Below are 25,823 nucleotides of genomic sequence, written 5' to 3' on the forward strand. Positions count from 1 at the left end.
GTGCTGATGCCAAGGCCTCGCTGGCAGGCGGCCGGCCGCGCATGGCGCCAGGTCATCGCCGGCCTGGGCCTGCTGCTGTTGATGCTGCCGGCGCTGGCGCAGAACCTCGAATCGGTGCTGCGCCCGGGCGAGCTGATCCGCGGCCATGCGCAATGGGACGAGGCCTGCGAGCAATGCCATGTGCGCTTCGACCGCGCGGCGCAGAACGAGCGCTGCATGGCCTGCCACAAGGACGTGGGGGCTGACGTGCGCCAGCGCCGCGGTCACCACGGACGCCTGCCGGCACAGCCCTGCCGTGCCTGCCACACCGACCACAAGGGCCGCGACGCGCGCATTGTCCAGCTCGACACGCAGCGCTTCGACCATCGCCAGACCGATTTCGTGCTGCGCGGCAAGCACGAGGGCGCCGCCTGCCAGAAATGCCACCCCGCCGGCCGCAAGTATTCGCAGGCGCCGGGCGACTGCGCCAGCTGCCACCGCGCCGACGACGTCCACAAGGGCGGCCTCGGCGCGCAGTGCGCCGACTGCCATGGCGAGACCGACTGGCGCCAGGCCCGCTTCGACCACGGCCGCACCCGCTTCGCGCTGACCGGCCGCCACGCCGAGGCACGCTGCACTGACTGCCACCGCAATAACGTCTATACGGAGGCGCCGCGCACCTGCATAGGCTGCCACCGCAAGGACGACGACGGCGCGCGCGGCCACCACGGCCGCTTCGGCGAGCGTTGCGACAGCTGCCACGGCAGCAAGGCCTGGAAGCCGGCCAGCTTCAACCACGATGCCGACACCCGCTTCGCCCTGCGCGGCAAGCACCGCGCCGCCACCTGCACCGCCTGCCACACCGGCGTGCTGTTCAAGGACAAGACCGGCACCGCCTGCGTCGACTGCCACCGCAAGGACGACCGCCACGAAGGCAGCCTGGGCCGCGAATGCCAGGCCTGCCACAGCGAGCGCGACTGGAAGGACACCGGCACCCGCTTCGACCATGCGCGCACCCGCTTCGCGCTGCTGGGCAAGCACCGTGACGTGCGCTGCGACGCCTGCCACGCCAACCAGCGCTACCAGGGCACGGCGACCGAGTGCGTGGCCTGCCACCGCAAGGACGACCGCCACCGCCCCAGCCTGGGGCAGGCCTGCGAGTCCTGCCATGGCGAGCGCGACTGGAAGGACGTGTCGCGCTTCGACCACCAGAAGACGCGCTTCGCGCTGCAGGGCCGCCACCGCGACACGCGTTGCGCCGACTGCCACCGCAGCAGCAACTACCGCGAGGCGGCGAGCGACTGCGTGGCCTGCCACCGCCCCGACGACAAGCACGCCAACACGCTGGGCAGCGGCTGCGGCGATTGCCATGACGCCCGCGCCTGGAAGCCGGCGCCGGCCTTCGACCACCAGCGCACCCGATTCGCGCTGCGCAACGCGCACGCGGCGCCGGCCGTGGCCTGCAGCGCCTGCCATGCCGATGCGCGCCACTACCGCGACCTGGCGCGCGACTGCATCGCCTGTCACCGCAAGGACGACCGCCATGCCGGCCAGTCCGGCGAGCGCTGCGAGGCCTGCCATGCCGACACGCGCTGGCGCGACACCCGCTTCGACCATGCGCAGGCGCGCTTCCCGCTGCTGGGCCGCCACCTGGCGCTGGCCTGCAGCAGCTGCCACCTGAGCCTGCGCTACCGCGACGCCGCGCGCGAATGCGACGGCTGCCACCGCAAGGACGACAGGCACCTGCGCAAGTTCGGCAGCGCCTGCGAGAGCTGCCACAACGCGCGCAGCTGGCGGCTGTGGCGCTTCGACCATGAACGCCGTGGCCGCTACAAGCTCGACGGCGCGCATGCCCGCGTCGCCTGCGAAGCCTGCCACACGGCGCCGGCGCCGGCCGGTCGCGCCATCGCCGATGTCGGGGGCGGCTGCATCGCCTGCCACCAGCGCGACGACAAGCACGAAGGCGCCTTCGGCGTGCAGTGCGACCGCTGCCACGACACGGCGAACTGGCGCCAGGTGCGCCAGCGCAGCGGCGCGGTGCACACCTGGCCGCGCGACCTGCGCGCCGGGAGGCTGGCATGACGGCGCGGGCCTGCGGCCGGCCCCTGGCGCCCGCGCTGTGGCGTGCGCTGGCGCTGCTGCTGCTGGGCCTGCTGCTGAGCCTGCAGCTGCCCGGCCTGGCGGCGGCGCAAGGGACCGCACCGGCCGCCGGCGCGCAGGGCTTCGACCACCTGCGCACCGGCTTCGCGCTGACCGGCCGCCATGCGCAGCAGCGCTGCGAAGCCTGCCACCAGAACGGCGTGCTGCAGGGCACCCCGCGCGATTGCGTCAGCTGCCACCAGAGCGGCCAGCGCTTCGCACGCGGCAACGTCGTGATGTCGGCCAACCACCTGCCGACCCAGCAGAGCTGCGACACCTGCCACGACACGCGCGCCTTCACGCCGGCACGCTTCAACCACGGCAACGTGGCCGCCGGCAGCTGCGCCAGCTGCCACAACGGCGCGCGCGCCGGCGGCAAGCCGGCCAACCACCTGCCGCAACAGGCGCTGGCGGCCACCGCCTCGGCGGCCTGCGACAGCTGCCACAAGGGCGGCTTCAGCAGCTGGGCCAACGGTCGCCTGCACGCCAATGTGAGCGTCAGCAGCGGCTGCGCCAGCTGCCACAACGGGCAGGTGATGGGCGCCGCCGGCAAGCCCGCGACGCCGGTGCATGCCACCGCCACCACCTGCGAAAGCTGCCACGGCACCGGCAGCTGGGCCGCGGCGCGGGTCGACCACGCCAGCTTCACCAGCGCCACCGCCTGCACCAGCTGCCACAACGGCAGCACCGCCACCGGCAAATCGGCCACGCACGTGCCGGTGGGCAACGCCAATTGCAGCAGCTGCCATGCCAGCAGCGGCTGGAAGCCGACCACCTGGAACCACACCCAGCTGCCCGTGGCCAACCAGTGCGCCGGCTGCCATTCGGGCGCCTACCCGCCGGCCGATGGCCGATCGGCCAACCACGTGCCTTATGCCGGCCTCGCGGCGCTCAACGGCGCCAGCTGCGACACCTGCCACAAGGCCGGCTTCGCCGCCTGGGCCCCGGCCAAGGTGCACCGCAACGTGGCGCTCACCAGTGGCTGCGCCAGCTGCCACACCGGGGCCTTCGCGCAGGCCGTGGGCAAGCCGAACAACGCGGTGCATGCCAGCGTCGGCGGCAATTGCGAGAGCTGCCACAAGTCCACCAGCGCCTGGGCCGGCGCCAAGGTCGACCACGGCGCCTTCAACGACAGCACCGCCTGCAGCAGCTGCCACAACGGCAGCGCGGCCACGGGCAAGTCCGCCACCCACGTGCCGGTGGGCACGACCAACTGCGCGGCCTGCCACGCCACGGCCGGCTGGACCCCCACGAAATGGACCCATGCGCAGGTGGCGGTGAACGGGCAGTGCGCCAGCTGCCATTCGGGCGGCTTCCCGCCGGCCGATGGCAAGCCCGGCAACCACCTTGCCGAGGGCAGCTTCGCGCTCACCGCCTCGTCCAGTTGCGATGCCTGCCACAAGGGCAGCTTCAGCAGCTGGGCCGACGGCCGGCTGCATGCGAACTTCACGTTCGGTGCGCAGTGCGACAGCTGCCACAACGGCAACACCCTCGGCGCCACCGCCAAGCCGGCGAACGCGCTGCACGCCAATGTGAGCGGCAGCTGCGAGAGCTGCCACAAGTCCACCAGCAGCTGGGCCGGCACCAAGGTCAACCACGCGAACTTCAACGACAGCACCAACTGCGCCAGCTGCCACAATGGCAGCGCGGCCACCGGCAAGCCGGCGGGCCACGTGCCGGTGGGCTCCGCCGGCTGCATCGGCTGCCACAGCACCAGCGGCTGGACACCGACGAAGTGGAACCACACGCAGCTGGCGGTGGCGGCGCAGTGCGCCAGCTGCCACACGGGCAGCTACCCGCCCGCAGACGGCAAGCCCGCCAATCACATCCCGTACCAGGGCGTGGCGCTCACGTCCTCGGCCAATTGCGACAGCTGCCACAAGGGCAGCTACAGCAGCTGGGCCAACGGCAAGCTGCACGCCAACTTCGCGATCACGGGTGCTTGCGCGTCGTGCCACACCGGCGCGTTCCTCAACGCGGCGGGCAAGCCCGGCACCACCATCCACGCCACCGTGACCGGCAACTGCGAGAGCTGCCACAAGTCGACGACGAACTGGAGCGCCAAGGTCGACCACAGCACGTTCAACGACAGCACCAACTGCGCCAGCTGCCACAACGGCAGCGCGGCCACCGGCAAATCGGCCACGCACACCCCGGTCGGGGCCACCAACTGCATCAGCTGCCACAGCACCGCGGGCTGGACGCCGACGAAGTGGAACCACACGCAGCTGCCCGTCACGTCGCAATGCGCCAGTTGCCACAGCGGCGGCTACCCGCCGGCCGACGGCAAGCCGGTCAACCACATCCCGTACCAGAACGTCGCGGTCACCGCATCGGCCAACTGCGACAGCTGCCACAAGGGCAGCTACAGCAGCTGGGGCACGGGCAAGCTGCACAGCAACTTCACCATCACCAGCGGCTGCGTGGCCTGCCACAGCGGCAGCTACCTCAGCGCGGTGGGCAAGCCCGCGACCACGATCCATGCGACGGTCACCGGCAATTGCGAGAGCTGCCACAAGTCCACCAGCACCTGGTCCGGCGCCAAGGTCGACCACGGCGGGTTCAACGACACGACCAATTGCGCCAGCTGCCACAACGGCAGCGCGGCCACTGGCAAATCGGCCACGCACATCCCGGTGGGCTCGACCAATTGCTTCACGTGCCACAACACCACGGGCTGGACGCCGACGAAGTGGAACCACACGCAGCTGGCGGTGACGGCGCAATGCGCCAGTTGCCACACGGGTGGCTATCCGCCGGCCGACGGCAAGCCGGCCAACCACATTCCGTACCAGGGCGTGGCGGTGTCGAGCGCAGCCAATTGCGATGCCTGCCACAAGGGCAGCTTCAGCAGCTGGGCCACCGGCAAGTTCCACGGCAATTTCACCGTCAGCGCCGGCTGCGCGAGCTGCCACACCGGCGCCTACCTCAATGCCGTTGGCAAGCCCGCGACCACGATCCATGCGACGGTCACCGGCAATTGCGAGAGCTGCCACAAGTCCACCAGCACCTGGTCCGGCGCCAAGGTCGACCACGGCGGGTTCAACGACAGCACCAACTGCGCCAGCTGCCACAACGGCAGCGGGGCCACCGGCAAGCCGGCGTCCCACATCCCGGTGGGCTCGACCAACTGCTTCACGTGCCACAACACCACGGGCTGGACGCCGACGAAGTGGAACCACACGCAGCTGCCCGTCACGTCGCAATGCGCCAGTTGCCACAGCGGCGGCTACCCGCCGGCCGACGGCAAGCCGGCCAACCACATCCCGTACCAGGGCGTGGCGGTCACCTCCGTGGCCAACTGCGACAGCTGCCACAAGGGCAGCTACAGCAGCTGGGCCAATGGCAAGCTGCACAGCAACTTCTCGATCTCGAGCAATTGCGTGGCGTGCCACACCGGCACGTACCTGAACGCTGTCGGCAAACCCAACACGGCCATCCACGCGACGGTGACGGGCAACTGCGAGAGCTGCCACAAGTCCACCAGCACCTGGTCCGGCGCCAAGGTCGACCACAGCACGTTCAACGACACGACCAACTGCGCGAACTGCCACAACGGCAGCACCGCCACCGGCAAATCGGCCACGCACATCCCTTCGGGTTCGACCAACTGCTTCACGTGCCACAACACCACGGGCTGGACGCCGACGAAGTGGAACCACACGCAGCTGCCCGTCACGTCGCAATGCGCCAGCTGCCACACGGGCGGCTACCCGCCGGCCGACGGCAAGCCGGCCAACCACATCCCGTACCAGAGCGTGGCGGTGACCTCCGCAGCCAACTGCGACAGCTGCCACAAGGGCAGCTACACCAGCTGGGTCAACGGCAAGCTGCACAACAACTTCTCGATCTCGAGCAATTGCGTGGCGTGCCACACCGGCGCCTACCTCAATGCCGTGGGCAAGCCCAACACCGCAATCCATGCGTCGGTGACCGGCAACTGCGAGAGCTGCCACAAGTCGACCACGAGCTGGACGGCCAAGGTCGACCACAGCGGATTCAACGACACGACCAACTGCGCGAGCTGCCACAACGGCAGCACCGCGACCGGCAAGCCGGCGACGCACATCCCGGTGGGCTCGACCAATTGCTACACCTGCCACGGCACCACCGGCTGGACGCCGACGAAGTGGAACCACACGCAGCTGGCGGTGACGGCGCAATGCGCCAGCTGCCACACGGGTGGCTATCCGCCGGCGGACGGCAAGCCCGCCAACCACATCCCGTATCAGAGCGTACCGGTGTCGACCGCGGCCAACTGCGACGCGTGTCACAAGGGCAGCTACACCAGCTGGGCCAACGGCAAGTTCCACAGCAATTTCTCGGTCTCCACGACCTGCGCGACCTGCCACACCGGCACGTACCTGAACGCGGTGGGCAAGCCCAACACCGCCATCCACGCCACGGTGACCGGCAATTGCGAGAGCTGCCACAAGTCCACGACGAGCTGGAGCGCGAAGGTCGACCACAGCACCTTCAACGACACGACCAACTGCGCGAACTGCCACAACGGCAGCACCGCGACCGGCAAGCCGGCGACGCACATCCCGGTGGGCGCGACCAACTGCTACAGCTGCCATAACACCACCGGCTGGACGCCGACGAAGTGGAATCACACGCAGCTGGCGGTGACGGCGCAATGCGCCAGCTGCCACTCGGGCGGCTATCCGCCGGCGGACGGCAAACCAGGCAACCACATCCCTTATCAGAGTGTGGCGGTCACGTCCGCGGCCAACTGCGACAGCTGCCACAAGGGCAGCTACACGAGCTGGGCCAACGGCAAGCTGCACAGCAATTTCTCGATCTCGAGCAATTGCGTGGCGTGCCACACGGGCACGTACCTGAACGCCGTCGGCAAGCCCAACACCGCGATCCACGCCACGGTGACCGGCAACTGCGAGAGCTGCCACAAGTCGACCACGAGCTGGACGGCCAAGGTCGACCACAGTGGGTTCAACGACACGACCAACTGCGCCAGCTGCCACAACGGCAGCACCGCCACCGGCAAGCCGGCCACGCACATCCCCGTCGGTTCAACGAACTGCTACTCGTGCCATGGGACCACCGGCTGGACGCCGACGAAGTGGAACCACACGCAGCTGGTGGTGACGGCGCAATGCGCCAGCTGCCACACGGGCGGCTACCCGCCGGCCGACGGCAAGCCGACCAACCACATCCCGTACCAGAGCGTGCCGGTGTCAACCGCGGCCAATTGCGACAGCTGCCACAAGGGCAGCTACACCAGCTGGGCCAACGGCAAGTTCCACAGCAACTACAGCGTCAGCACCAGCTGTGCGACCTGCCACACCGGCACGTACCTGAATGCGGTGGGCAAGCCCAACACCGCGATCCACGCCACGGTGACCGGCAATTGCGAGAGCTGCCACAAGTCCACGACGAGCTGGAGCGCGAAGGTCGACCACAGCACCTTCAACGACACGACCAACTGCGCCAGCTGCCACAACGGCAGCACCGCCACCGGCAAGCCGGCCACGCACATCCCGGTCGGTTCAACGAACTGCTACTCGTGCCACAGCACCACCGGCTGGACGCCGACGAAGTGGAACCACACGCAGCTGGTGGTGACGGCGCAATGCGCCAGCTGCCACAGCGGGGGCTATCCGCCGGCCGACGGCAAGCCGGCCAACCACATCCCGTACCAGAGCGTGCCGGTGTCGACGGCGGCCAACTGCGATGCGTGCCACAAGGGCAGCTACACGAGCTGGGCGAATGGCAAGTTCCACGCGAACTTCAGCGTCAGCACCACCTGCGCCACCTGCCACACCGGCAGCTACCTGAATGCGGTGGGCAAGCCGGGCAACGCCACTCATGCCAGCGTCACCGGCAATTGCGAGAGCTGCCACAAGTCCACCAGCAGCTGGTCGCAGGTGAACTACACGCACTCGGCGGCCAATGCGGTGGGCACCGGCACCTGCGACACCTGCCACAACGGCAGCAATGCCACCGGCAAGCCGGCTTCGCACATCCCGATTCCGGCCGGCGCGGCCAGGTGCGACAGCTGCCACAAGTCGCAGTCGGCCTGGAATGCCTCGGTGACGATGAACCACAGCGTGGTCACCGCCGGTGCCTGCAAGTCCTGCCACAACGGGAGTTATCTCTCGGCCGGCACGCAGGGCGCACTGGCCAAGCCGTCCAACCACATCCCGGAAGTCCAGCTGCTCAACGGCGCGGCGATGGACTGCAATGCCTGCCACACCAGCACCAGCAGCTGGGGCTCGCAGAAGATGAATCACAACGCCAGCCAGGGCAATGGCGCGGGCTGGTGCAAGGCCTGCCACCAGAGCGGCACCAGCTACCTCGGCAGCATGGAGCACAAGTCGCTGACGCACCAGAAGTCCAGCGGGGTCACCGATTGCTCGCAGTCCGGCTGCCACCGGCCGCTGGGCAACAAGGGCAGCCCGTACACCAAGTGGGATTGAGAACTTGAAGTCAAAGTCGTGGGAGGGGGCGCCGCTGGCGCCATGGGTGGCCGTGCTGGGGCTGGCGGCAGCGTCCGCGCCCGCGGCCGCGCAGTTGATCGACGAGCTCGAGCTGCGGCGCGAGGGCAACGACGCGGTGCTGCAGCTGCGCTTCACCACCGAAGTGCAGTTCCAGCGCGCGATCAGCACGCGCTCGGGCGATGTGACGCAGCTGATCTACACGCTGCTGACGACCACCAACGGCGCGGTGGCGACGCCGATGCAGGTGCTGCGGCTGCGTGCCGCGCGCGGCGTGCCCGAGCTCGAGGTCAGCGACGAGCCCGAGCGTGCCGAGCGCGGCGAGCAGACGCGCCGCGTGCTGTTGCGCAGCCGCGAGCCGCTGGTGGCCCGGGCCCGCGCCGGCAAGGGCAACCGCAGCCTGGAGATCGTGCTGGTCGGCAAAGGCAGCGGCCTGCCGTTGCCGCCGCCTGGGCCGGCGGCGCGCCGGCCTGCGCCCGCGGTGGCTGCGGCCTCGGCACCTGCCGCCACAGGCCCCGCGGCGCCGGCCGCTGCACCCGCCCCGACCGCCCCGGCCGCGCCGGCCGCCGCGTCGCCGCTGCCGAGCCAGGCGCCGCCGGAGGTGGAGGCCCGTGCCACCGCGCTGCTGGCGCAGGCCCGCACGGCCTTCGAGGCCGGGCGCATCGGCGAGGCCATCGACCAGCTGAATGTGCTGCTGGAGCTGCCGCCGAACAGCGCCACGCGTGAAGGCCAGGAGCTGGCCGGTCGCGCCCACCTGCAGGCCGGCGACACCGCGCGGGCCCGCGCCGAGTTCGAGACCTACCTGCAGCTGTTCCCGCAGGGCGAGGGCAGCGAGCGCGTGCGCGCGCTGCTGGCCGGGCTGCCGAAGCCGTCCAGCGCGCCGGCCGCGCCCGTCGCCGCGCCACTGCCGGCCGAGCCCGAGATCACCACCAGCGGCTCCGCGTCGGTCACGCACTACGGCGGCAATGGCCAGGTGCGCAGCCGCGACTTCCTCGATTCGCCGATCGCCGGCCTGCCGCAGGTGGCGGGCGACCCGCAGCTCAGCGCCGACCGCACGCGCCAGCTGTACAGCGACGTCGACCTGAACTGGCGCCGCCGCAACACCGAGGTGGAGCAGCGCTTCGTGTTCCGCGAGGCCTACACGCGCGATGAGCTGCGCCCGGAGAAGAGCCGCAACCGGCTGTCGGCGCTGTACTTCGACCACAAGTCGCTGACCGGCGGCTGGAACGTGCGCCTGGGCCGGCAATCGCCCACCGGCGGCGGCGTGATGGGGCGCTTCGACGGCCTCAAGGGCAGCTGGTCGATCACGCCGCGCGTCAAGCTCGGTGCGGTGGCCGGCCTGCCCACCGACAAGTACTTCGATTCGAACCGCCGCTTCTACGGCGTGTCGCTCGACGCGGAGCGGCTGCCCGGCGGCTTCGGCGTCGGCGCGTATGCGATCGAGCAGCGCATCGACAGCGAGATCGACCGCCGCGCCGTCGGCCTGGACCTGCGCTGGTTCCAGGGCGGCAGCACCGTGTTTTCGCAGTTCGACTACGACCTGCTGATGCGCGGGCTGAACGTGGCCACCGTGCAGGCCACCTTCATCACCGAAGGCAACACCGTCTACAACGCGCTGTACGACCGCCGCACGCTCAGCACGCTGGCACTGGGCAACGCGCTGACCTTCGAGGACCCGGCCAATCCGGGCGTGCTGTTCTCGCGCATCCAGGACCGGCTGGCCAGCACCACGGTCGAGGCGCTGCGCCGGCAGGTCAAGCGCATCACGCCGATGATCACGCAGGCCCAGCTCGGCGTGACGCGCCCGTTCACGAAGAACTGGCAGGGCGCGGCGAGCATCCAGCTCACCAACACCGGCGCGATCCCGCCGGTGCCGGAGGTGGCCGGCTTCGAGAACGGACGCCCGGCCACCGGCAACGTCATCACCACCAGCGCGCAGCTGATCGGGCTGAACCTGTACTCGGCGCGGGACACGCACGTGCTGTCCACCAGCGTCATCTCCAGCCCCTCGCTGCACGGGCTGCTGCTGGGCTACAACAACGCCTCGCTGCTGTACGGCGTGTGGCAGGTCGAGCCTTCGCTGCAGTTCTACCGCGACCGCCTCAGCGGCGGCAGCCACAGCCGGCGCTGGACGCCGGGCCTGCGCATCAGCTGGCGCGGCTGGCAGCGCTGGGCCATCGAATCGAACCTGACCTACGAGATCGGCCGCGCCACGCGCGTCTCGACCGCCGGCTCGACCACCGAGGAGTCGGTTCGACGCGTCAATTACTCGTTAGGAGTCCGTTATGAGTTCTGAAGCCGTGGCCCTGCCGACCCCGGCGCTGACGCTGGCGCAGTGCCGTCAGCAGATCCTGCAGCTCGACGCGCTGCGCGACGGCGGCGCCATCAGCGCGTCCGACCACGCCAGTGGTCGCGCGCGGCTGGAGCGCCTGCTGCTGGCGCAGGTGCTGCAGGCGCCGGCACCGGCGTCGGCGCCAGCCGTGGCGAGCCCGTCGCCGACGCCGGCGAGACCCGCCCGCTGGCGCTGGCCGCTGGCCGGTGCACTGCTGCTGCTGGCCGGGCTGGCGGCCGGCTACGCGGCCTGGCGCGTGCGGGCCGGGCCCGCCGCGCCGACGGGCGCTGCACCGATGGCCGCGGCACCGATGGCCATGCCGCGCCTGCCGGGCCTGTCGCCGGCCATGGGCCAGGCGCAGCCGATGGGCCAGGCGCCGGCCGCGCCCGCGCCGGTCGCGCCGCATGCGATGGCGCCGGACCAGATGGCCGGCGTGGCCAAGAGCCTGTCCGAGCGCCTGGCGCGCGAGCCGAAGGATGGCGCCGGCTGGGCGATGCTGGCGCGCACCTATGCGGTGATGGGCCGCCATGCCGATGCGGTGCCGGCCTTCCGCCAGGCCGTTGCGCTGCAGAAGCCTGATGCGGTGCTGCTGGCCGACTTTGCCGATGCGCTGGCGATGACCCAGCAGCGGCGCCTGGACGGCGAGCCGATCGCGCTGGTGAAGCAGGCGCTGGCGCTGGCGCCGGACAACCAGAAGGCGCTGTCGCTGGCCGGCACCGAGGCTTTCGACCGGCGCGACTACGCCGCCGCGCTGCGCCACTGGGAACACCTGCGCCAGGTGGCACCGCCGGACAGCGTGTTCGTCAAGCAGATCGAGGGCGGCATCGAGGAAGCGCGCGCGCTGTCCAGCGGAAAATGACCCACCCCCGTAGCGCCTTCGGCGCCTCCCCCTCCAGGGGGCCACGCCAGTGGCCCGGCGGAGCCGGCTCCACGGCGTGCGCTTGGTCAGACCGGATCCTGCGCCGTGGGGCGCGCGAAGCGCGGTGGAGCAACTGACATGAGCTGGCTGCTGCTGTACGCGGCCGCGCTGGCGCTGGTGCTGGCCGGCTACGGGCGCTGGCGACGGCGGCGCCAGCAGGCCCATGCGGCCGAGCTGCAGCAGGCCGTCGAGGCCGGCCTGGTCGAGCCGCCGTCGCTGCATCCGGTGATCGACCCGGTGCTGTGCATCGGCTCCAGCTCCTGCGTGCAGGCCTGCCCGGAGGGCGCCCTGGGCATCGTCGACGGCAAGGCCACGCTGACCAACGCCTCGGCCTGCATCGGCCACGGCGCCTGCCAGGCGGCCTGCCCGTTCGAGGCGATCCAGCTCGTCTTCGGCACCGAGCGCCGCGGCATCGACATCCCGGCGCTGACGCCGCAGTTCGAGAGCAACGTGCCGGGCCTGTTCATCGCCGGCGAGCTGGGCGGCATGGGGCTGATCCGCAAGGCCGCCGAGCAGGGCCGGCAGGCCATCGATGCGATCCGCCGGCGCGGCGGCGGGGCCGGCTTCGAGCATGACGTGGTCATCGTCGGCTGCGGCCCCGCGGGCCTGTCGGCCGGCTTGAGCTGCATCGAACACGGGCTGCGTTACGTGCTGATCGAGCAGGAGGACTCGCTCGGCGGCGCGGTGTTCCACTATCCTCGCCAGAAGATCGCGATGACGGCGCCGGTGAAGCTGGCCCTGATCGGCCAGGTCAAGTTCGGCGAGGTGCAGAAGGAGGCGCTGCTGGACTTCTGGGATGGCGTGGTGCGCCGCACCGGCCTGCGCATCGCCTTCCGCGAGACCTTGCAGGACATCGTGCCCGAGGGCGAAGGATTCACCGTGCACACCAGCCGCAGCCACTACCGCACCCGCAGCGTGCTGCTGGCGATGGGCCGCCGCGGCACGCCGCGCAAGCTGGGCGTCCCGGGCGAGGACAGCCCGCAGGTGGTGTACCGGCTGATCGATCCCGCGCAGTACCGCGGCCAGCGCGTGCTGGTGGTGGGCGGTGGCGACAGTGCGCTCGAAGCCGCGCTGGCGCTGGCGGCCGAGCCCGGCACCACGGTGGGCCTGAGTTACCGCGGCGAGGCCTTCAACCGCGTCAAGCCGAAGAACCGCCAGGCGCTGCAGGCCGCGGCCGAGGCCGGCCGCGTGCAGCTGCTGCTGGGCACCGAGGTCGAGGCCATCGCCGCGCAGGCGGTCACCTTGCGCGGCCCGGGCGCGGCCACCACCGCGTGGCCGCACGATGCGGTGATCGTCTGCGCCGGCGGCCAGCTGCCGGTGCCGCTGCTGCAGAAGGTGGGCATCCGCTTCGAGACCAAGTTCGGCACCGCATGAAGATCCTGCTGCTCGAGGACGACGAGGACTTCGGCGCCGCGCTGCGCGAGGGGCTGATGCAGGACGGCCACGAGGTGCTGTGGCTGCAGCGCGCGCGCAGCTTCGAGACCACGTTGATGTCCGAGCGCTTCGACGCGGTACTGCTGGACCTGAGCCTGCCCGATGCCGACGGCCAGCAGCTGCTGCGCGAGATGCGCCAGCGCCGCGACGCGACGCCGCTGATCGTGATCTCGGCGCGCGGCCAGCGCAGCGACCGCATCGACATGCTGGACCTGGGCGCCGACGACTACCTGGTCAAGCCGATCGACCTGCCCGAGCTGGCGGCCCGGCTGCGCGCGGTGACGCGGCGCGCCTACCCGCAGGCCACGCAGCGCAGCGCGCTGCAGCACGGCGCGTTGCGGCTGGACCCGGCGCAGGGCGTGGTGTCCTGGCGCGGCCGGCGCGTGGCGCTGCGCGAGCGCGAGCGCTGGCTGCTCGAGCAGTTCATGCGCCATCCGCAGCATGTGTTCACGCGCGCGCAGCTGGAGGCGGCGCTGTACGGCGAGCCCACCGCGGTGGACAGCAATACCATCGAGGTCTACGTGCACTACCTGCGGCGCAAGCTGGTCTCGGACGTGATCGTCACGGTGCGTGGGCTGGGCTACCGGCTGGGGCCGGCGCATCCGGAAAACTGATCCGCACGCGCAGCCCGCCGCCGGGCGCATCCAGCAGCGCGACGCTGGCGCCATGGGCCTCGGCCACCGTGTGCACGATCGACAGGCCCAGCCCCGCGCCCGGGCTGCCTGCCGCCGGCGCCAGCCGCACGAAGCGGTCGAACACGCGGGCCCGCTCGGCCGCGGGAATGCCGGGGCCGCTGTCGTCGATCTCCAGCACGGTGGCGCCGGCCTCGTGCCGGCTGCCGATGCGCACACACCCGGCCGGTGGCGTGTGCAGCAGCGCGTTCTCGACCAGGTTGCGCAGCAGCATCTGCAGCGCATAGGGCCGGCCGGTCAACGCCGGCGCCTGCAGCGCGAGCTCGATGCGCGCCTGCCGGCGCTGTGCCAGCGGCGCCAGGTCGTCCAGCACCTCGTCCAGCAGCGCCTCCAGGTCCAGCGACTCGGGTGCCGGCGGCTGGTCGTCCTGCTCCAGCCGGGCCAGCGTCAGCAGCTGCGACAGCAGGTGGTCGCAGCGGTCGGCAATGCCGGTCAGCGCCCCCAGCTGCTGGCGGCGGCGCGCCTCGTCGGGCTCGCGCTGCGCCACCTGGGCCTGCAGGCGCAGCGCCGCCAGCGGCGTGCGCAGCTCGTGCGCGGCCAGCGCGGTGAAGCCGCGCTCCCGCGACAGGTGCTCGCCGATGCGCGCCAGCAGGCTGTTCAGCGCCGCCAGCAGCGGCTGCATCTCGGCCGGCACGTCGGCCACCTGCAGCGGCGCGGCATCCTGCGGCTGGCGCTGCGCGAGCCGCTGCGCCAGCGCATCCACCGGGCGCAGCGTGCGCACCACCAGCCAGCCGGCCAGCAGCGCCACCGCCAGCAGCGACAGCAGCATCGCCGCCAGCAGCCCGGTGCCCATCGCGCTGGCCAGCGCGCTGCTGGGCTCCTGGCGTTCGGCCACCTGCACCTCCAGCGTGCCGTTGCCGGCCTGCATCAGGTAGGTGCGCAGCGGCTGGCCGCCCAGCCGGGCATCGGCCAGGCCCGGCTGGCGCGTGGGCACCAGCGCGACCGTGGCCGGCGCCTCGTGGCTGCGCAGCAGCAGCGCGCCGTCGCGGCGCCAGATCTGGTAGAGATAACGCACATCCAGAGCGGCCACGCGCTCGACGTGGCCCTCCGTGGGGGTGGGGCCGTCGGCCTGCGCACCGACCTCGGCCAGCTCATGCTCGGCAAAGGCCGCCAGCGTGCGCGCCAGGTGGATCAGCCGCGCGTCGCGGCGCTCGCCGTCGACCCGCGCATCGACCAGGAAGAAGGCCAGTCCGCCGACCAGCCAGGCCAGCAGCGCCACGCCCAGCGCAATGCCCAGCATGCGCCCGCGCAGCGACCAGCCGGCGGCGGCGCTGCGGGCAGTGGTGGAACCGGACAGGGGCATGGGGCGATGCTGCAGGCCTCGGATGAGGGGATTCTTAAGCGCGGCCCGTGGCTTTTGCGGCTGCGCTAGGCTGCGGAACCGCGCGGTGGCGCGGGCTGACGAAACGGGGAGTCTGGCATGGTGCGATCGAGGGGGGTGACGGGCGCAAAGGGCGTGCTGCGCCTGACGGGCGCGATGGCGCTGCTGCTGGCCGGTGCCGGCCTGGCGCAGGCGCAGAGCCGCAGCAATGTCTTCAACGACCCCTTCGTGCAGGTCACCGCGGCGCTGCCGGCCTGCCCGGTGCCCGACGCACCCGGCGTCACGCCCGAGGAGGCCAAGGAACTGGCGCACGACCGGGCCCAGCGCGGCGTCAGCTGCTGGCTGGCCGGGCGCTGCCGGCTGCACAACGCCTACCTGTACGACGCCGAGATCATCCCGCGGGTGCAGAAGGCGATCCGCGTCGACGGCCGCTACGGCAACACCAGCATCTGGGCCACCGGCCAGCGGCGCTGGGTCTGGCTGCAGGGCTGCGTGGCCACGGCCGAGCAGTCTGCCGAGGTCGAGGCGATGGTGCGGCGCATCGACGATGTCGAGGGCGTGATCAACCAGCTGATGGTCGGCACCGCGCAGCTGCCGGCCTACCGGACCGCGCCGAAGTGAGCCGCTGCGCCTGACGCGCTTTTCCGGCGTTAGAAGATCGAGCGCCCGGTCAGCGTCGTGAAGGTCTCCAGCGCCAGCGAGCCGGCCAGCGAATTGCCCGAAGGCTCCAGCCCCGGTGACCACACGCACACCCCGCACTCGCCCGGCACCAGCGCCAGGATGCCGCCACCCACGCCGCTCTTGGCCGGCAGGCCGACGCGGAACGCGAAGTCGCCGGCCGCGTCGTAGGTGCCGCAGGTCAGCATCAGCGCGCTGACGCGCTTGGCGGCGCTGGCGCTGAGCAGCCGCTCGCCGCTGTGCGGTACCACGCCGCGGTTGGCCAGCACCAGCACCGCGCGCGCCAGGTCGACGCAGTTCATCTCGATCGCGCAGTGCCGGCAGTACGCGTCCAGCACCTGCGGCACCGGGTTGCGCAGGTTGCCGAAGCTGCGCATGAAGTAGGCCATCGCGGCATTGCGGTGCGCGGTGTCGCGCTCGGAGCGGGCGACGCGGCGGTCGTACTGGATGTCCTTCTCGCCGGCCAGCCGGCGCATGAATTCCACCACCGCGTTCTCGGGCACCGCGAAGCGCGTGCACAGGATGTCCGCCAGCACCAGCGCGCCGGCATTGATGAACGGGTTGCGCGGGATGCCCGACTCGTGCTCCAGCTGCACCAGCGAGTTGAACGGGTTGCCCGAGGGCTCGCGGCCGACGCGCTGCCACAGCGCGTCGCCCTCGCACTGGAAGGCCATCAGCAAGGTGAACAGCTTGCTGATGCTCTGGATCGAGAACGGCACGCGCGCGTCGCCGACGGCATGCACCGTGCCGTCGAGCTCGACCACCGCCATGCCGAAGTGATGCGGCGAGACCTTGGCCAGCTCGGGGATGTAGCTGGCCACGCGGCCCTGGCCGATCACCGGCTGCAGCTGGTGCTGGATCTGTTCGAGCAGGGCCTGGTAGTCCATCGCGGATCTTTCGGTACGGGGGCCGCAGTGTGCCAAGCCCGCGGCCGGCGTGACCGGCAGCACGCGGATCGCGCGGGGCGCTGTGCTAGCCTCGTTGCTTCCTCGCCAGGCTGGGCATTCCTGCTGCCTCCTCGTTCCGTCGCGATGCCTGAAGCCTTTGACATCGTGCGCGCTGTGGCCGGTCTGCGCACCGGTGCGCGGCGCTGGCGCCTGCTGCTGGGCGCGGCGCTGCTGGCCGTGGCCACACTGGCCGCGGCGCTGCCGGCCGCCGGCCCGCCGCAGCCGGCGCGCTGGTCGCGCCTGACCGAGCCGGTGTTCCAGACCATCGGCCGTGCGCAGGGCCTGCCCAACGACGTGGTCTACAGCGTCGCGCAGGACGCGCAGGGCTTCCTGTGGATCGGCACCGTCAGCGGCCTGGCACGCTGGGACGGCTATGGCGCGCGCGTCTACCGCCCCGGACCGCCGGCCGCCGGCATGCTGCCCGATGGCTGGATCCAGGTGATGCTGCGCGACGCCGGCGGGCGGCTCTGGGTCGGCACCAGCGGCGGCGGGCTGGCGCGGCACGACGAGCTGGCTGATCGCTTCGAGACCATCGGCGCCGGGCCGCAGGCGCTGAGCCACGTCAACGTGCATGCGCTGCTCGACGACGGCGCCGGCCGGCTCTGGGTGGGCAGCGATGGCGGGCTGGACCGGCTCGATCCGCAGACCGGCCAGGTGCAGCAGCAGGCCGCGGCCGGCGATGCGCTGGCCGGCCTGCCGCGGGCGCGCGTGCTGGCGCTGCTGCGCGATGCCGAGCAGCGCCTGTGGGTGGGCACCGACGTCGGGCTGTACCGCCAGCGCGCGGCCGCGGCCATCGGCCCGGCCTTCGAGCGCCTGCCGCTCGCCGGCGATGGCGGCGGCGCCGCGCCGCCGCCGGTGCAGGCGCTGCTGCAGGACGCGCAGGGCCGGGTCTGGATCGGCACCCAGCAGCATGGCGCCTACCTGTGGCAGGCCGGCGCCGCGGCGGCGCAGCCGCTGGCGCTGACGCCGTGGCCCGGCACGCCCTTGCAGGGCGAGCATGTCACCAGCATCAGCGAAGTGCGGCCCGGCGTGGTCTGGCTGGCCACGCTGGGCCAGGGCGTGGTCGAGATCGTGCTCGGCGCCCACACCGCGCCCACGGCGCCACTGGGCACCGGCTGGGATGCGCGGCGCATCCGCCATGCGCCGGCCTCGCCCGGCAGCCTGGCCGACAACACCGTGCGCAGCCTGTTCCGCGACCGCTCGGGCCTGCTGTGGCTGGCCACCGACCGCGGCATCAGCCGCCACGACCCGACCCAGACCGCGGTGCTGACGATGTTCGGCCTGGACCTCGCCGGGCGTGCGGCGACCCGCGCCGACGCGGCCGGCGACGAGGAGGCACCCGCGCGCACCGCGGCCGAGGTGAGCTGGATCCTGCCCACCGAGGACGGCCGCGTGTGGCTGGGCACGCACAAGCAGGGCGTGGTGATCGTCGACCCCGCCGGCGGGCCGAGCCAGTCGTTGCGACCCGATGCCCGGCGGCCCGAAGCCGCGCTGCCGCAGGACATCGTGCTGGGCATCGTCGAAGGCCCGCGGCGCGAGAAATACATCGCCACCAAGCGCGGGCTCTACCGGTCCAGCGCGGACGGGCGCGAGGTCGAGCGCGTGGCGCTGGCCGACCGCGACCCGGCGGCCAGCACCTGGGCGCTGTGGCGCCAGGGCGAGACCTTGTGGATCGGCGGCGGCACCGACGGGCTGTGGACGCTGGACCTGCGCAGCGGCCGGGCGCAGCAGCGCTCGCGCGCGGGCGACGCCGCGTGGGGCCTGAGCGACGAGCGGGTCACGCTGCTGGCGCCGGCGGCCGACGGCGGCCTGTGGGTCGGCACCCGCAATGGCTTGAACCGCGTCGACCCCGCACGTGGCGTGCAGGCCCGCTGGCTGCCCGAGCGCGACGATCCGCAGGGCCTGGCCGGTGGCTTCATCACCGCGGTGCACAGCGACGGCCAGGGCCGGCTCTGGGTGGGCACCTTCGGCGCGGGCCTGGCGATCGTCGACAAGCCCTTCGAGGCCCGGCTGCGCGCGCGCCGGCTGAGCGCGGCCGAAGGCCTGCCCGACGACAACGTCAACACCCTGCTCGAAGACGCGCAGGGCCGCGTCTGGGCCAGCACCGACAGCGGGCTGGCGCTGATCGACACGCTAACCCTCAAAGTGCGCACGTTGCGGGCCTCCGACGGCATCGTGTTCCCGATCTACTGGACCGGCTCGGCCGCGCGCACGGCCGAAGGCGAGCTGCTGTTCGGCGGCGCCGGCGGCATGAGCATCGTGCGGCCCGAGGCGGTGGCGGCCTGGGACTTCCTGCCGCCGCTGGTGATCACCGAGCTGCAGGTCGGCGGCCAGGCGCGCCGGGCGCAGCCTTACCACCCGCTGCCCACGGGCGCGCCGGCGCTGGCGGTGGCGCCCGAGGCCAACAGCCTGAGCGTGGAATTCGCCGCGCTGGACTACTCCGACCCCGCGCGGCTGCGCTACGCGACGATGCTGCAGGGCATCGACCGCGACTGGACCGAGACCGACGCGCAGCACCGCCTGGTGGCCTACGCCAACCTGCCGCCGGGCGACTACACGCTGCTGGTGCGCGCCACCAACCGCCAGGGCGCCTGGGGTCCGACGCCGCTGCAGCTGCCGCTGCGCGTGCTGCCGGCCTGGTACCAGACCTGGTGGGCGCGCGGCGCGGCGGGGTTCGGCCTGCTGCTGCTGGGCCTGCTGACGCTGCAGCTGCGCACGCGCCGGCTGCGGCTGCAGCAGGCCATGCTGGAGCGGCGCGTGAACGAGCGCACTGCGCAGCTTCACGAGGTGACGCAGCGGCTGGCCGACAAGTCGCTGGCACTGGAGCGCAAGTCCATCGCGCTCGAGCAGGCCAGCCTGACCGATCCGCTGACCGGCCTGCACAACCGCCGCTACCTCATCAGCCGGCTGCAGACGCCGCGACCCGGCGGGCGCGGCTTCGCGCTGCTGCTGATCGACATCGACCACTTCAAGCAGATCAACGACAGCCGCGGCCACGCCGCCGGCGACGCCGCGCTGGTGGCGGTGGCGCAGCGCCTGCAGCAGCAGCTGCGCCCGGGCGACGACCTGGTGCGCTGGGGCGGCGAGGAATTCCTGCTGGTGGCCCACGGCGTGCCGCCCGAAGGCGCCGCGGCCATGGCCGAGCGCCTGCGCGGCAGCGTGCACGATGCACCGGTGGCGCTGGCCGGCGATGGCGCGCCGCTGGCGATGACGGTGTCGATCGGCTTCGCCTGCCTGCCCTTCACCGCGGCCGACCCGGGCGCGCCGGGCTGGGAGGACACGCTGGGCTGGGAAGAGGCGCTGAGCCTGGCCGACCTGGCGCTGTATGCCGCCAAGCGCGCCGGCCGCAACCGCTGGATGGGCCTGGCCGCCGGCCCGCGCGCACATGCCGAAGGCCTGCTGCAACGCGCGCTCGGCGATCCGCAGGCCTGCGTGGCGCAGGGCGAACTGCAGGTGCTGAGCCCGGACGATCCGACCACTGCGGCGAGCGCGCTGCGCGGCAACTGAGCGGCCCCGGGGGCACCCGGGCTCAGGCGCCCTCGGGTGCGAACACCCGCAGCCGGTGGCCGTCGGGGTCCTGCGCGGTGAAGGTGTAGCCGAAGTCCATCGCGGTGGCCGGCTGCAGCAGCGCAATGCCCTGGGCCTGCCACGCGGCCTGCGCGGCATCCACCGCGGCGCGGCCGCCCTGCAGCGCGAAGGCCAGTTCGCCGGCGCCGGGCGCGCCGGTGGCGGCGGGCTGCACCGTGTCGCGCCGCCAGAGCCCGAGCATCGTGCCCGACCCCAGCGCGAACATCGCGAAGGTCGGCGAAGCCTCGACCGGCGGCTTGCCGAGCAGGCGCTGGTAGAACGCGGCGCTGGCCGCGGGGTCGGCCACGTACAGCAGCGTGAAGTTGGGGTCCTGGGTCATGCTGGAAGGCTCCATCGGGTGGGGGTGAAGGCCTTCATGCTCGCTGCCGGGCATGTCAATTTCTGGCAGCAGCCGACGGCAGCGGCCGACAGCAGCGGCGCCGCACTCAGGGGGCGGCGATGCCCTCGGCCTCGCGCCATTCGCGCAGCAGCTGCTGGCGCCGGCGCGGGTAGCGCTCGGCCAGTGCCTGCACCGCGACGATGCGGTCGGTACGAAAGTGGCGCAGCGCCTGCCGCCATTCGCACCATGCCACCAGCACCCGCACGCGCTCGAAGAAGCCCAGCGCAATCGGCCACACCCGGCGCTCGCTGGCCTGGCCGCCGGCGTCGCGGTAGCGGATGGCCAGCTTGTGCTCGTCGCGGATCGCCAGCCGCAGCGTGGCCAGCTCGGCATCGCCGGCCGAAGGCGGCCCGGGTGGCGGCGGGTTCACCGCCGGGCCGACCATCAGCGTCGAGGCATCGGCGGCCTGGCGCAGCTCGGCCGGCAGCACCGCGGTGATCTTGGCCAGCGCCTGGCGCGCGGCGCCGGCCAGGCGCGCATCGGCCCGCTCGCCGACCCAGCGCGAGCCGAGCACGAGCGCCTCGATCTCTTCCTGCGTGAACATCAGCGGCGGCAGCAGGAAGCCCGGCTGCAGCACGTAGCCGAAGCCCGGCGCGCCATCGATCGCGGCGCCCTGGGCCTGCAGGCTGGCGATGTCGCGGTACAGGGTGCGCAGGCTGATGCCGAGCTCGGCCGACAAGGCCTGGCCACTGACGGGCCGGCGATGGCGGCGCAGGATCTGCAGCAGCGACAGCAGGCGTTCGGCGCGCGAGGACATGCGCGCCACCTTAGCAGGCGCGGCGGGTCGGGCGCCCCTTACCGCTCAGGGCAGCGCCGGGCTGCTCAGGCCGGGCAGCCGGCACTGCTCGCGGCGGTCGACCTTGACCCATTCACCGCCCCGCTCGCCACAGACGCGCTTGGCGGTCTCGACCCGGTCGCGCACCCGCTCGGGCGCCGTCGCCACACGGAAGACCGTGCTGCCGACGGCCACCACGGCCACGCCGAGCACCAGGAATCCGGTCATCGCGGTTCGCATCCGATGTCCTCCCCCGGCGGCGGCAGCGCCACCGGTTGCAAACCACTATAGCGATCCGCATGCCAGCCCGCGATCCCCTGGACTTGAAGCCACCCCGCCTGCACCGACAATATGCAGGATGACCCCCCTGATCGTGATCCGCCACGGTGAAACGGACTGGAACCGGCAACATCGCTTCCAGGGCCAGATCGACGTGCCGCTGAATGCGATCGGCCAGACCCAGGCCGCGCGCCTGGCCGAGCGGCTGGCCGACGAGCCGATCGACGTGCTGCTGGCCAGCGACCTGCAGCGCGCGCGCAGCACTGCCGAGGCGCTGGCCCGGCGTCGCAACCAGGCGCTGCAGGTCGAGCCGCTGTGGCGCGAGCAGTCCTTCGGCGTGCTGGAAGGGCTGGACGTGCCCACCATCCACCGCGAGCACCGCCCGCTGTGGGACCAGTACGTGCGCCACGAGGCCGACTATTCGCTGCCCGGCGGCGGCGAGAGCACGCGCCGCTTCTACGAGCGCGTGATGCAGGCGCTGCAGGCCGCGCTCGCGGTGCATGCCGGCCGCCGCATCGCGGTGGTCACGCACGGCGGCGTGCTGGACATGCTGTGGCGCGCCGCGCGCGGGCTGCCGCTGCACGGCCCGCGCGAATGCGAGATCCCCAACACCGGCATCAACCGCCTGCGCTGGGACGGCGACCGGCTGCAGATCGACAGCTGGGGCGAGGCCGAGCACCTGGCCGGGCTGCCCGAGCAGCCCAGCACGCGGGCACCCCGCGGCTGAGCGCTTGCGTGTAATCACCTGGTGCCGATGCGCTGATGTTGACTGAACGCTCCGAGGCGTTTCGGACGTCGTGGGAGAGTGGGATGAAAGAAGGAGACGTGCGCCGCATCGCCGAGCAGCCAGGCACTGGCGCGGCGCCCGCCGAACGCCTGCTGGCGCCGCCGCCGCCGCGCCCGCTGCGCGCGCTGCACGCCGAGGGCGATGCCCGCGTCTGGCCGTACACCTAGGCCTTCGCCTGGGCCCACCCCCGCCTCGACGTGCACGCGCGCATGGCCGACCGGCTGGTGGCCTTCCTGCAATCCGATGTCCCGACCCCGTGACGACACCCACATGACGACACCCCCGTGCCCCGACATGCGCCAGCCCGCGGCGCTGCTGGCCCACATGCGCCACACGCTGGACTTCTACGCGCCGCGCGCCCTCGATCCCAGCGGTGGCTGCTTCCACTTCTTCAAGGACGACGGCCGGGTCTACGACCCCTGCACGCGCCACCTCGTCAGCAGCACGCGCTTCGTCTTCAACTTCGCGCTGGCGCGGCGCTGGTTCGGCGAAGCACTGGCGCCGGTGGCCCATGCGCTGGACTTCGTGCAGCGGGCCCATGCGCAGCCGCAGGGCGGCTACGCCTGGCAGCTGGACTGGCGCGCCGGCCAGGCCCGTGTACTCGACGGCACCCAGCAGTGCTACGGCCTGGCCTTCGTGCTGCTGGCCCAGGCGCATGCCGCGATGGTGGGCCTGGGCGAAGCCCGCGACGCCCTGGAGCAGACGTTCGCGCTGATGGAGCGGCATTTCTGGCTGCCCGAGCACGGCCTCTATGCCGACGAGGCCACGCCCGACTGGCAGCTGGGCCCCTACCGCGGGCAGAACGCCAACATGCATGCCTGCGAGGCCCTGCTCGCCGTCCATGCGGCCACCGGCGATGGACGTTATCTGGCCCGCGCGACGGTGCTGGCCGAATCGGTGACACGGCGCCTGGCCGAACGCGCCGGCGGGCTGGTGTGGGAGCACTACCACGCCGACTGGTCGCCCGACTGGGACTACAACCGCGACGACAAGACCAACATCTTCCGCCCCTGGGGCTTCCAGACCGGCCACCTGACCGAGTGGACCAAGCTGCTGCTGCAGCTGGAGCGCCGGCTCGGCCCGCAGGCACCCGACTGGCTGCTGCCCACGGCGCGTCATTTCTTCGACCGCGCCATGCAGCACGGCTGGGACGCCGAGCACGGCGGCCTGGTCTACGGCTTCGCGCCCGGTGGCGCGGTGTGCGATGCCGACAAGTACTTCTGGGTGCAGGCCGAAAGCCTGGCCGCCGCCGCCTGGCTGGCGCTGCGCACCGGCGACGCCGGCTACTGGCAGTGGTACGACCGGCTCTGGGACTATGCCTGGGCGCATTTCGTCGACCACCGGCACGGTGCCTGGTACCGCATCCTGAGCCCGCAGAACCAGGCGCTGAGCGACGACAAGAGCCCCGCCGGCAAGACCGACTACCACACGCTCGGCGCCTGCCAGGACGTGCTGGCCGCGCTGGGCGTCGCGCCCCCGTGCGCCAGCCCGAGGGCCGTGGCATGAGCGCAAGGGCCCTCTGTGCCAGGCCATGCGAAGGCACTGGCGCCGTCCATAACGCTCGAATGGCGCGGCATCAGCCTGTCCAGCGCTGAATGGGGCGACAAGCCGCTGCCTGGCGTTTACGGCAAGGACTTTGACTACCCGGCCGTCGACAGCACCGCCTACTGCCAGGCCAGGGGCATCAACCTGGTGCGGCTGAGTTTTCGCTGGGAGCTCCTGCGTGGCTTCGTCGCCGGCAGCACCGCGCGCGGCCGGCAGGCGGGCCTAGCCCGCGTGGGGCCCCGGCAATCCCAGACCCGCATAGACCGCTGCCAGCCGGCGCTGCAGCCGCCGCGACTGCGGCAACGCGTTGGCCTGCGGCTGCAGCAGGTTCAGCACGCCGCCGAGCTCGCCGGTGCGCTGCAGCGCGTCGACATGGATCTGCTCGAACAGCCCGCGCTGCGCATGGCTGCCGCCAATGGCCAGCAGCCGCGGCAGTGCCTGCTCCAGCGCCCGCGCGGCCTCGGCCCAGCGGCCCTGCGCATGCGCCAGCAGGCCGCGCGCGGCCGGCAGCGCCACCTGCTGCCAGGCCGCGCGGCTGGCGGCCGGGGCCTGCGGCGCATAACGCTCGATGTGAGCGAGCAGGTCGGCCGCCTGCGGCCGGTCGGCGCGCGCCAGGCCGTACAGGTACTGCAGGTCCAGGAAGGGCTGCACCTGGTCGGCCACGCGCCCGGCCAGGTGCTCGGCCAGGTCCTGCCAGCGGTCGCCCACGTCCACGCCGGCCAGCTCCAGCCGCGCCAGCAGCGAGACGGCACCCACCTGGTCCTGCGAGTAGGTCTTGTCGACGCCCCAGACCTCGCGGTCGTACAGCGCCAGCGCCGCGGCCTCGTCGCCGAGCTCGAGGTGGAACAGCGCCAGGTGCCACCAGTTGTGCGTGCGCATGAACGAGGTCAGCCCGCGCCAGCCGCCGCTCACGGCCTGCAGGAAGCGCCGGCCTTCGTCGAAGCGGCCTTCGGTCAGCAGCACATGGGCCAGCGCATGCTGGGCCCAGGGCTCGGCCGGCTGCATCGCCAGCGCATGGCGGGCGGCGTGCTCGGCCTCGCGCAGCCGGTGGTTCTGCTCCCACGCGAAGGCCAGCATGCCGTGCAGCGCGGCGACGTCCGCCGCCGCCGGCGCGGCCTGCAGCGCCAGCCGCAGCATCGCCGGCGAATCGCCCAGGTTGAAGGCGTGGTACTGCGCGAGCTTCAGGCTGCACAGGTCGCGTGGATGGTCGGCCAGGCTCTGCGCATGCAGCGTAATCGCGCGGGCCACGTCGCCGTCGACCCAGGCCGCCACCGCGGCGGCAAACTGCCGCTCTCTTTCGGTGCCAGGCAGCGCCGCCGCCTGCGCGCGCTGCAGGTGTGCCCGTGCTGCCGGCGGGCCGCTGGGTGCCTCGGCAAACATCTGCAGCGCCGCGGCGCAGGCCTGCACGATCAGGCTGTCGTCCTGCGCCGCCGCCGGCAGCACCGCCAGGATGTCCGGCGTGTAGCCGAGGAAGCCGTTGACGAAGCCGGCCACCGCGGCCGCGCTCTCGGCGCGCTGCACGCGGACGGCCAAGCCGAAGGGATCGTGCGCGTCGATCATGCCGGCCTCAC

At 72.3% G+C, this 25,823-nt stretch carries 17 protein-coding genes; 11 read left to right on the plus strand and 6 right to left on the minus strand.

Translation table 11 applies throughout. The annotated features are described in order from the left end of the window. The first annotated feature begins 6 nt into the window (after positions 1-6). From ACILR4_RS16170 to ACILR4_RS16195, 6 genes are all read left to right on the plus strand, one after another. Positions 7-2,061 carry a cytochrome C gene (locus ACILR4_RS16170; RefSeq protein WP_395701883.1) on the plus strand — a complete coding sequence of 685 codons (2,055 nt, stop codon included), beginning with the start codon at positions 7-9 and terminating at the stop codon, positions 2,059-2,061. Further along, a complete protein-coding gene (locus tag ACILR4_RS16175) occupies positions 2,058-8,558 on the plus strand; it encodes a hypothetical protein (RefSeq protein WP_395701884.1) in 6,501 nt (2,166 codons plus the stop codon). The genes ACILR4_RS16170 and ACILR4_RS16175 overlap by 4 nt, the downstream gene beginning before the upstream one ends. Positions 8,559-8,562: 4 nt before the next feature. After that, positions 8,563-10,872 carry a tol-pal system YbgF family protein gene (locus ACILR4_RS16180; protein WP_395701885.1) on the plus strand — a complete coding sequence of 770 codons (2,310 nt, stop codon included), beginning with the start codon at positions 8,563-8,565 and terminating at the stop codon, positions 10,870-10,872. Next, complete coding sequence (locus tag ACILR4_RS16185) at positions 10,862-11,767, plus strand: tetratricopeptide repeat protein (RefSeq protein ID WP_395701886.1); 906 nt, start codon at positions 10,862-10,864, stop codon at positions 11,765-11,767. Before ACILR4_RS16180 ends, ACILR4_RS16185 begins: the two co-directional genes overlap by 11 nt. A gap of 138 nt (positions 11,768-11,905) precedes the next feature. Beyond that, positions 11,906-13,201, plus strand: coding sequence for an NAD(P)-binding domain-containing protein (locus ACILR4_RS16190; protein ID WP_395701887.1), 1,296 nt, complete (start codon positions 11,906-11,908; stop codon positions 13,199-13,201). Beyond that, on the plus strand, positions 13,198-13,875 hold the full coding sequence (locus ACILR4_RS16195; protein ID WP_395701888.1) for a response regulator transcription factor: 678 nt from the start codon (positions 13,198-13,200) through the stop codon (positions 13,873-13,875). The genes ACILR4_RS16190 and ACILR4_RS16195 overlap by 4 nt, the downstream gene beginning before the upstream one ends. Here ACILR4_RS16195 and ACILR4_RS16200 read toward each other — a convergent pair. Further along, positions 13,823-15,256, minus strand: a complete 1,434-nt coding sequence (locus ACILR4_RS16200; protein ID WP_395701889.1) for an ATP-binding protein — start codon at positions 15,254-15,256, stop codon at positions 13,823-13,825. The genes ACILR4_RS16195 and ACILR4_RS16200 overlap by 53 nt on opposite strands. Before the next feature lie 117 nt (positions 15,257-15,373). On the opposite strand from ACILR4_RS16200, the gene ACILR4_RS16205 reads away from it, so the two are divergent. Continuing rightward, positions 15,374-15,895: a BON domain-containing protein gene (locus tag ACILR4_RS16205; protein WP_395701890.1), complete on the plus strand. Its 522-nt coding sequence runs from the start codon at positions 15,374-15,376 to the stop codon at positions 15,893-15,895. Positions 15,896-15,924: 29 nt separating this feature from the next. On the opposite strand, the gene ACILR4_RS16210 is transcribed toward ACILR4_RS16205, so the two are convergent. After that, positions 15,925-16,839, minus strand: coding sequence for a glutaminase (locus tag ACILR4_RS16210; protein ID WP_395701891.1), 915 nt, complete (start codon positions 16,837-16,839; stop codon positions 15,925-15,927). A 144-nt stretch (positions 16,840-16,983) separates the two neighbouring features. Between ACILR4_RS16210 and ACILR4_RS16215 the strand changes: the two genes are divergently transcribed. Next, entirely contained in the window at positions 16,984-20,406 is a 3,423-nt protein-coding gene (locus tag ACILR4_RS16215; protein ID WP_395701892.1) for a two-component regulator propeller domain-containing protein, read from the plus strand. A 22-nt stretch (positions 20,407-20,428) separates the two neighbouring features. Here the strand turns inward: ACILR4_RS16215 and ACILR4_RS16220 are convergent, their stop codons facing one another. The 3 genes from ACILR4_RS16220 to ACILR4_RS16230 form a co-directional block, all read right to left on the minus strand. After that, positions 20,429-20,806 carry a VOC family protein gene (locus tag ACILR4_RS16220; RefSeq protein ID WP_395701893.1) on the minus strand — a complete coding sequence of 126 codons (378 nt, stop codon included), beginning with the start codon at positions 20,804-20,806 and terminating at the stop codon, positions 20,429-20,431. A gap of 106 nt (positions 20,807-20,912) precedes the next feature. After that, positions 20,913-21,623, minus strand: a complete 711-nt coding sequence (locus tag ACILR4_RS16225) for a helix-turn-helix transcriptional regulator (RefSeq protein ID WP_395701894.1) — start codon at positions 21,621-21,623, stop codon at positions 20,913-20,915. 45 nt (positions 21,624-21,668) lie between these two features. Then, positions 21,669-21,869 carry a hypothetical protein gene (locus ACILR4_RS16230; RefSeq protein ID WP_395701895.1) on the minus strand — a complete coding sequence of 67 codons (201 nt, stop codon included), beginning with the start codon at positions 21,867-21,869 and terminating at the stop codon, positions 21,669-21,671. A gap of 130 nt (positions 21,870-21,999) precedes the next feature. Between ACILR4_RS16230 and ACILR4_RS16235 the strand changes: the two genes are divergently transcribed. The 3 genes from ACILR4_RS16235 (at position 22,000) to ACILR4_RS16245 (ending at position 24,213) form a co-directional block, all read left to right on the plus strand. Beyond that, on the plus strand, positions 22,000-22,647 hold the full coding sequence (locus ACILR4_RS16235; RefSeq protein WP_395701896.1) for a histidine phosphatase family protein: 648 nt from the start codon (positions 22,000-22,002) through the stop codon (positions 22,645-22,647). Positions 22,648-22,730: 83 nt separating this feature from the next. After that, positions 22,731-22,874, plus strand: a complete 144-nt coding sequence (locus ACILR4_RS16240) for a hypothetical protein (protein WP_395701897.1) — start codon at positions 22,731-22,733, stop codon at positions 22,872-22,874. 103 nt (positions 22,875-22,977) lie between these two features. Next, entirely contained in the window at positions 22,978-24,213 is a 1,236-nt protein-coding gene (locus ACILR4_RS16245) for an AGE family epimerase/isomerase (protein WP_395701898.1), read from the plus strand. A 261-nt stretch (positions 24,214-24,474) separates the two neighbouring features. Here the strand turns inward: ACILR4_RS16245 and ACILR4_RS16250 are convergent, their stop codons facing one another. Continuing rightward, positions 24,475-25,812 (minus strand): tetratricopeptide repeat protein, encoded by a 1,338-nt coding sequence (locus ACILR4_RS16250; protein WP_395701899.1) that lies wholly within the window; start codon positions 25,810-25,812, stop codon positions 24,475-24,477. Between the last annotated feature and the right edge of the window lie 11 nt (positions 25,813-25,823).

This window comes from Aquabacterium sp., from assembly GCF_044226965.1.
Lineage (GTDB): Bacteria > Pseudomonadota > Gammaproteobacteria > Burkholderiales > Burkholderiaceae_C > Pseudaquabacterium.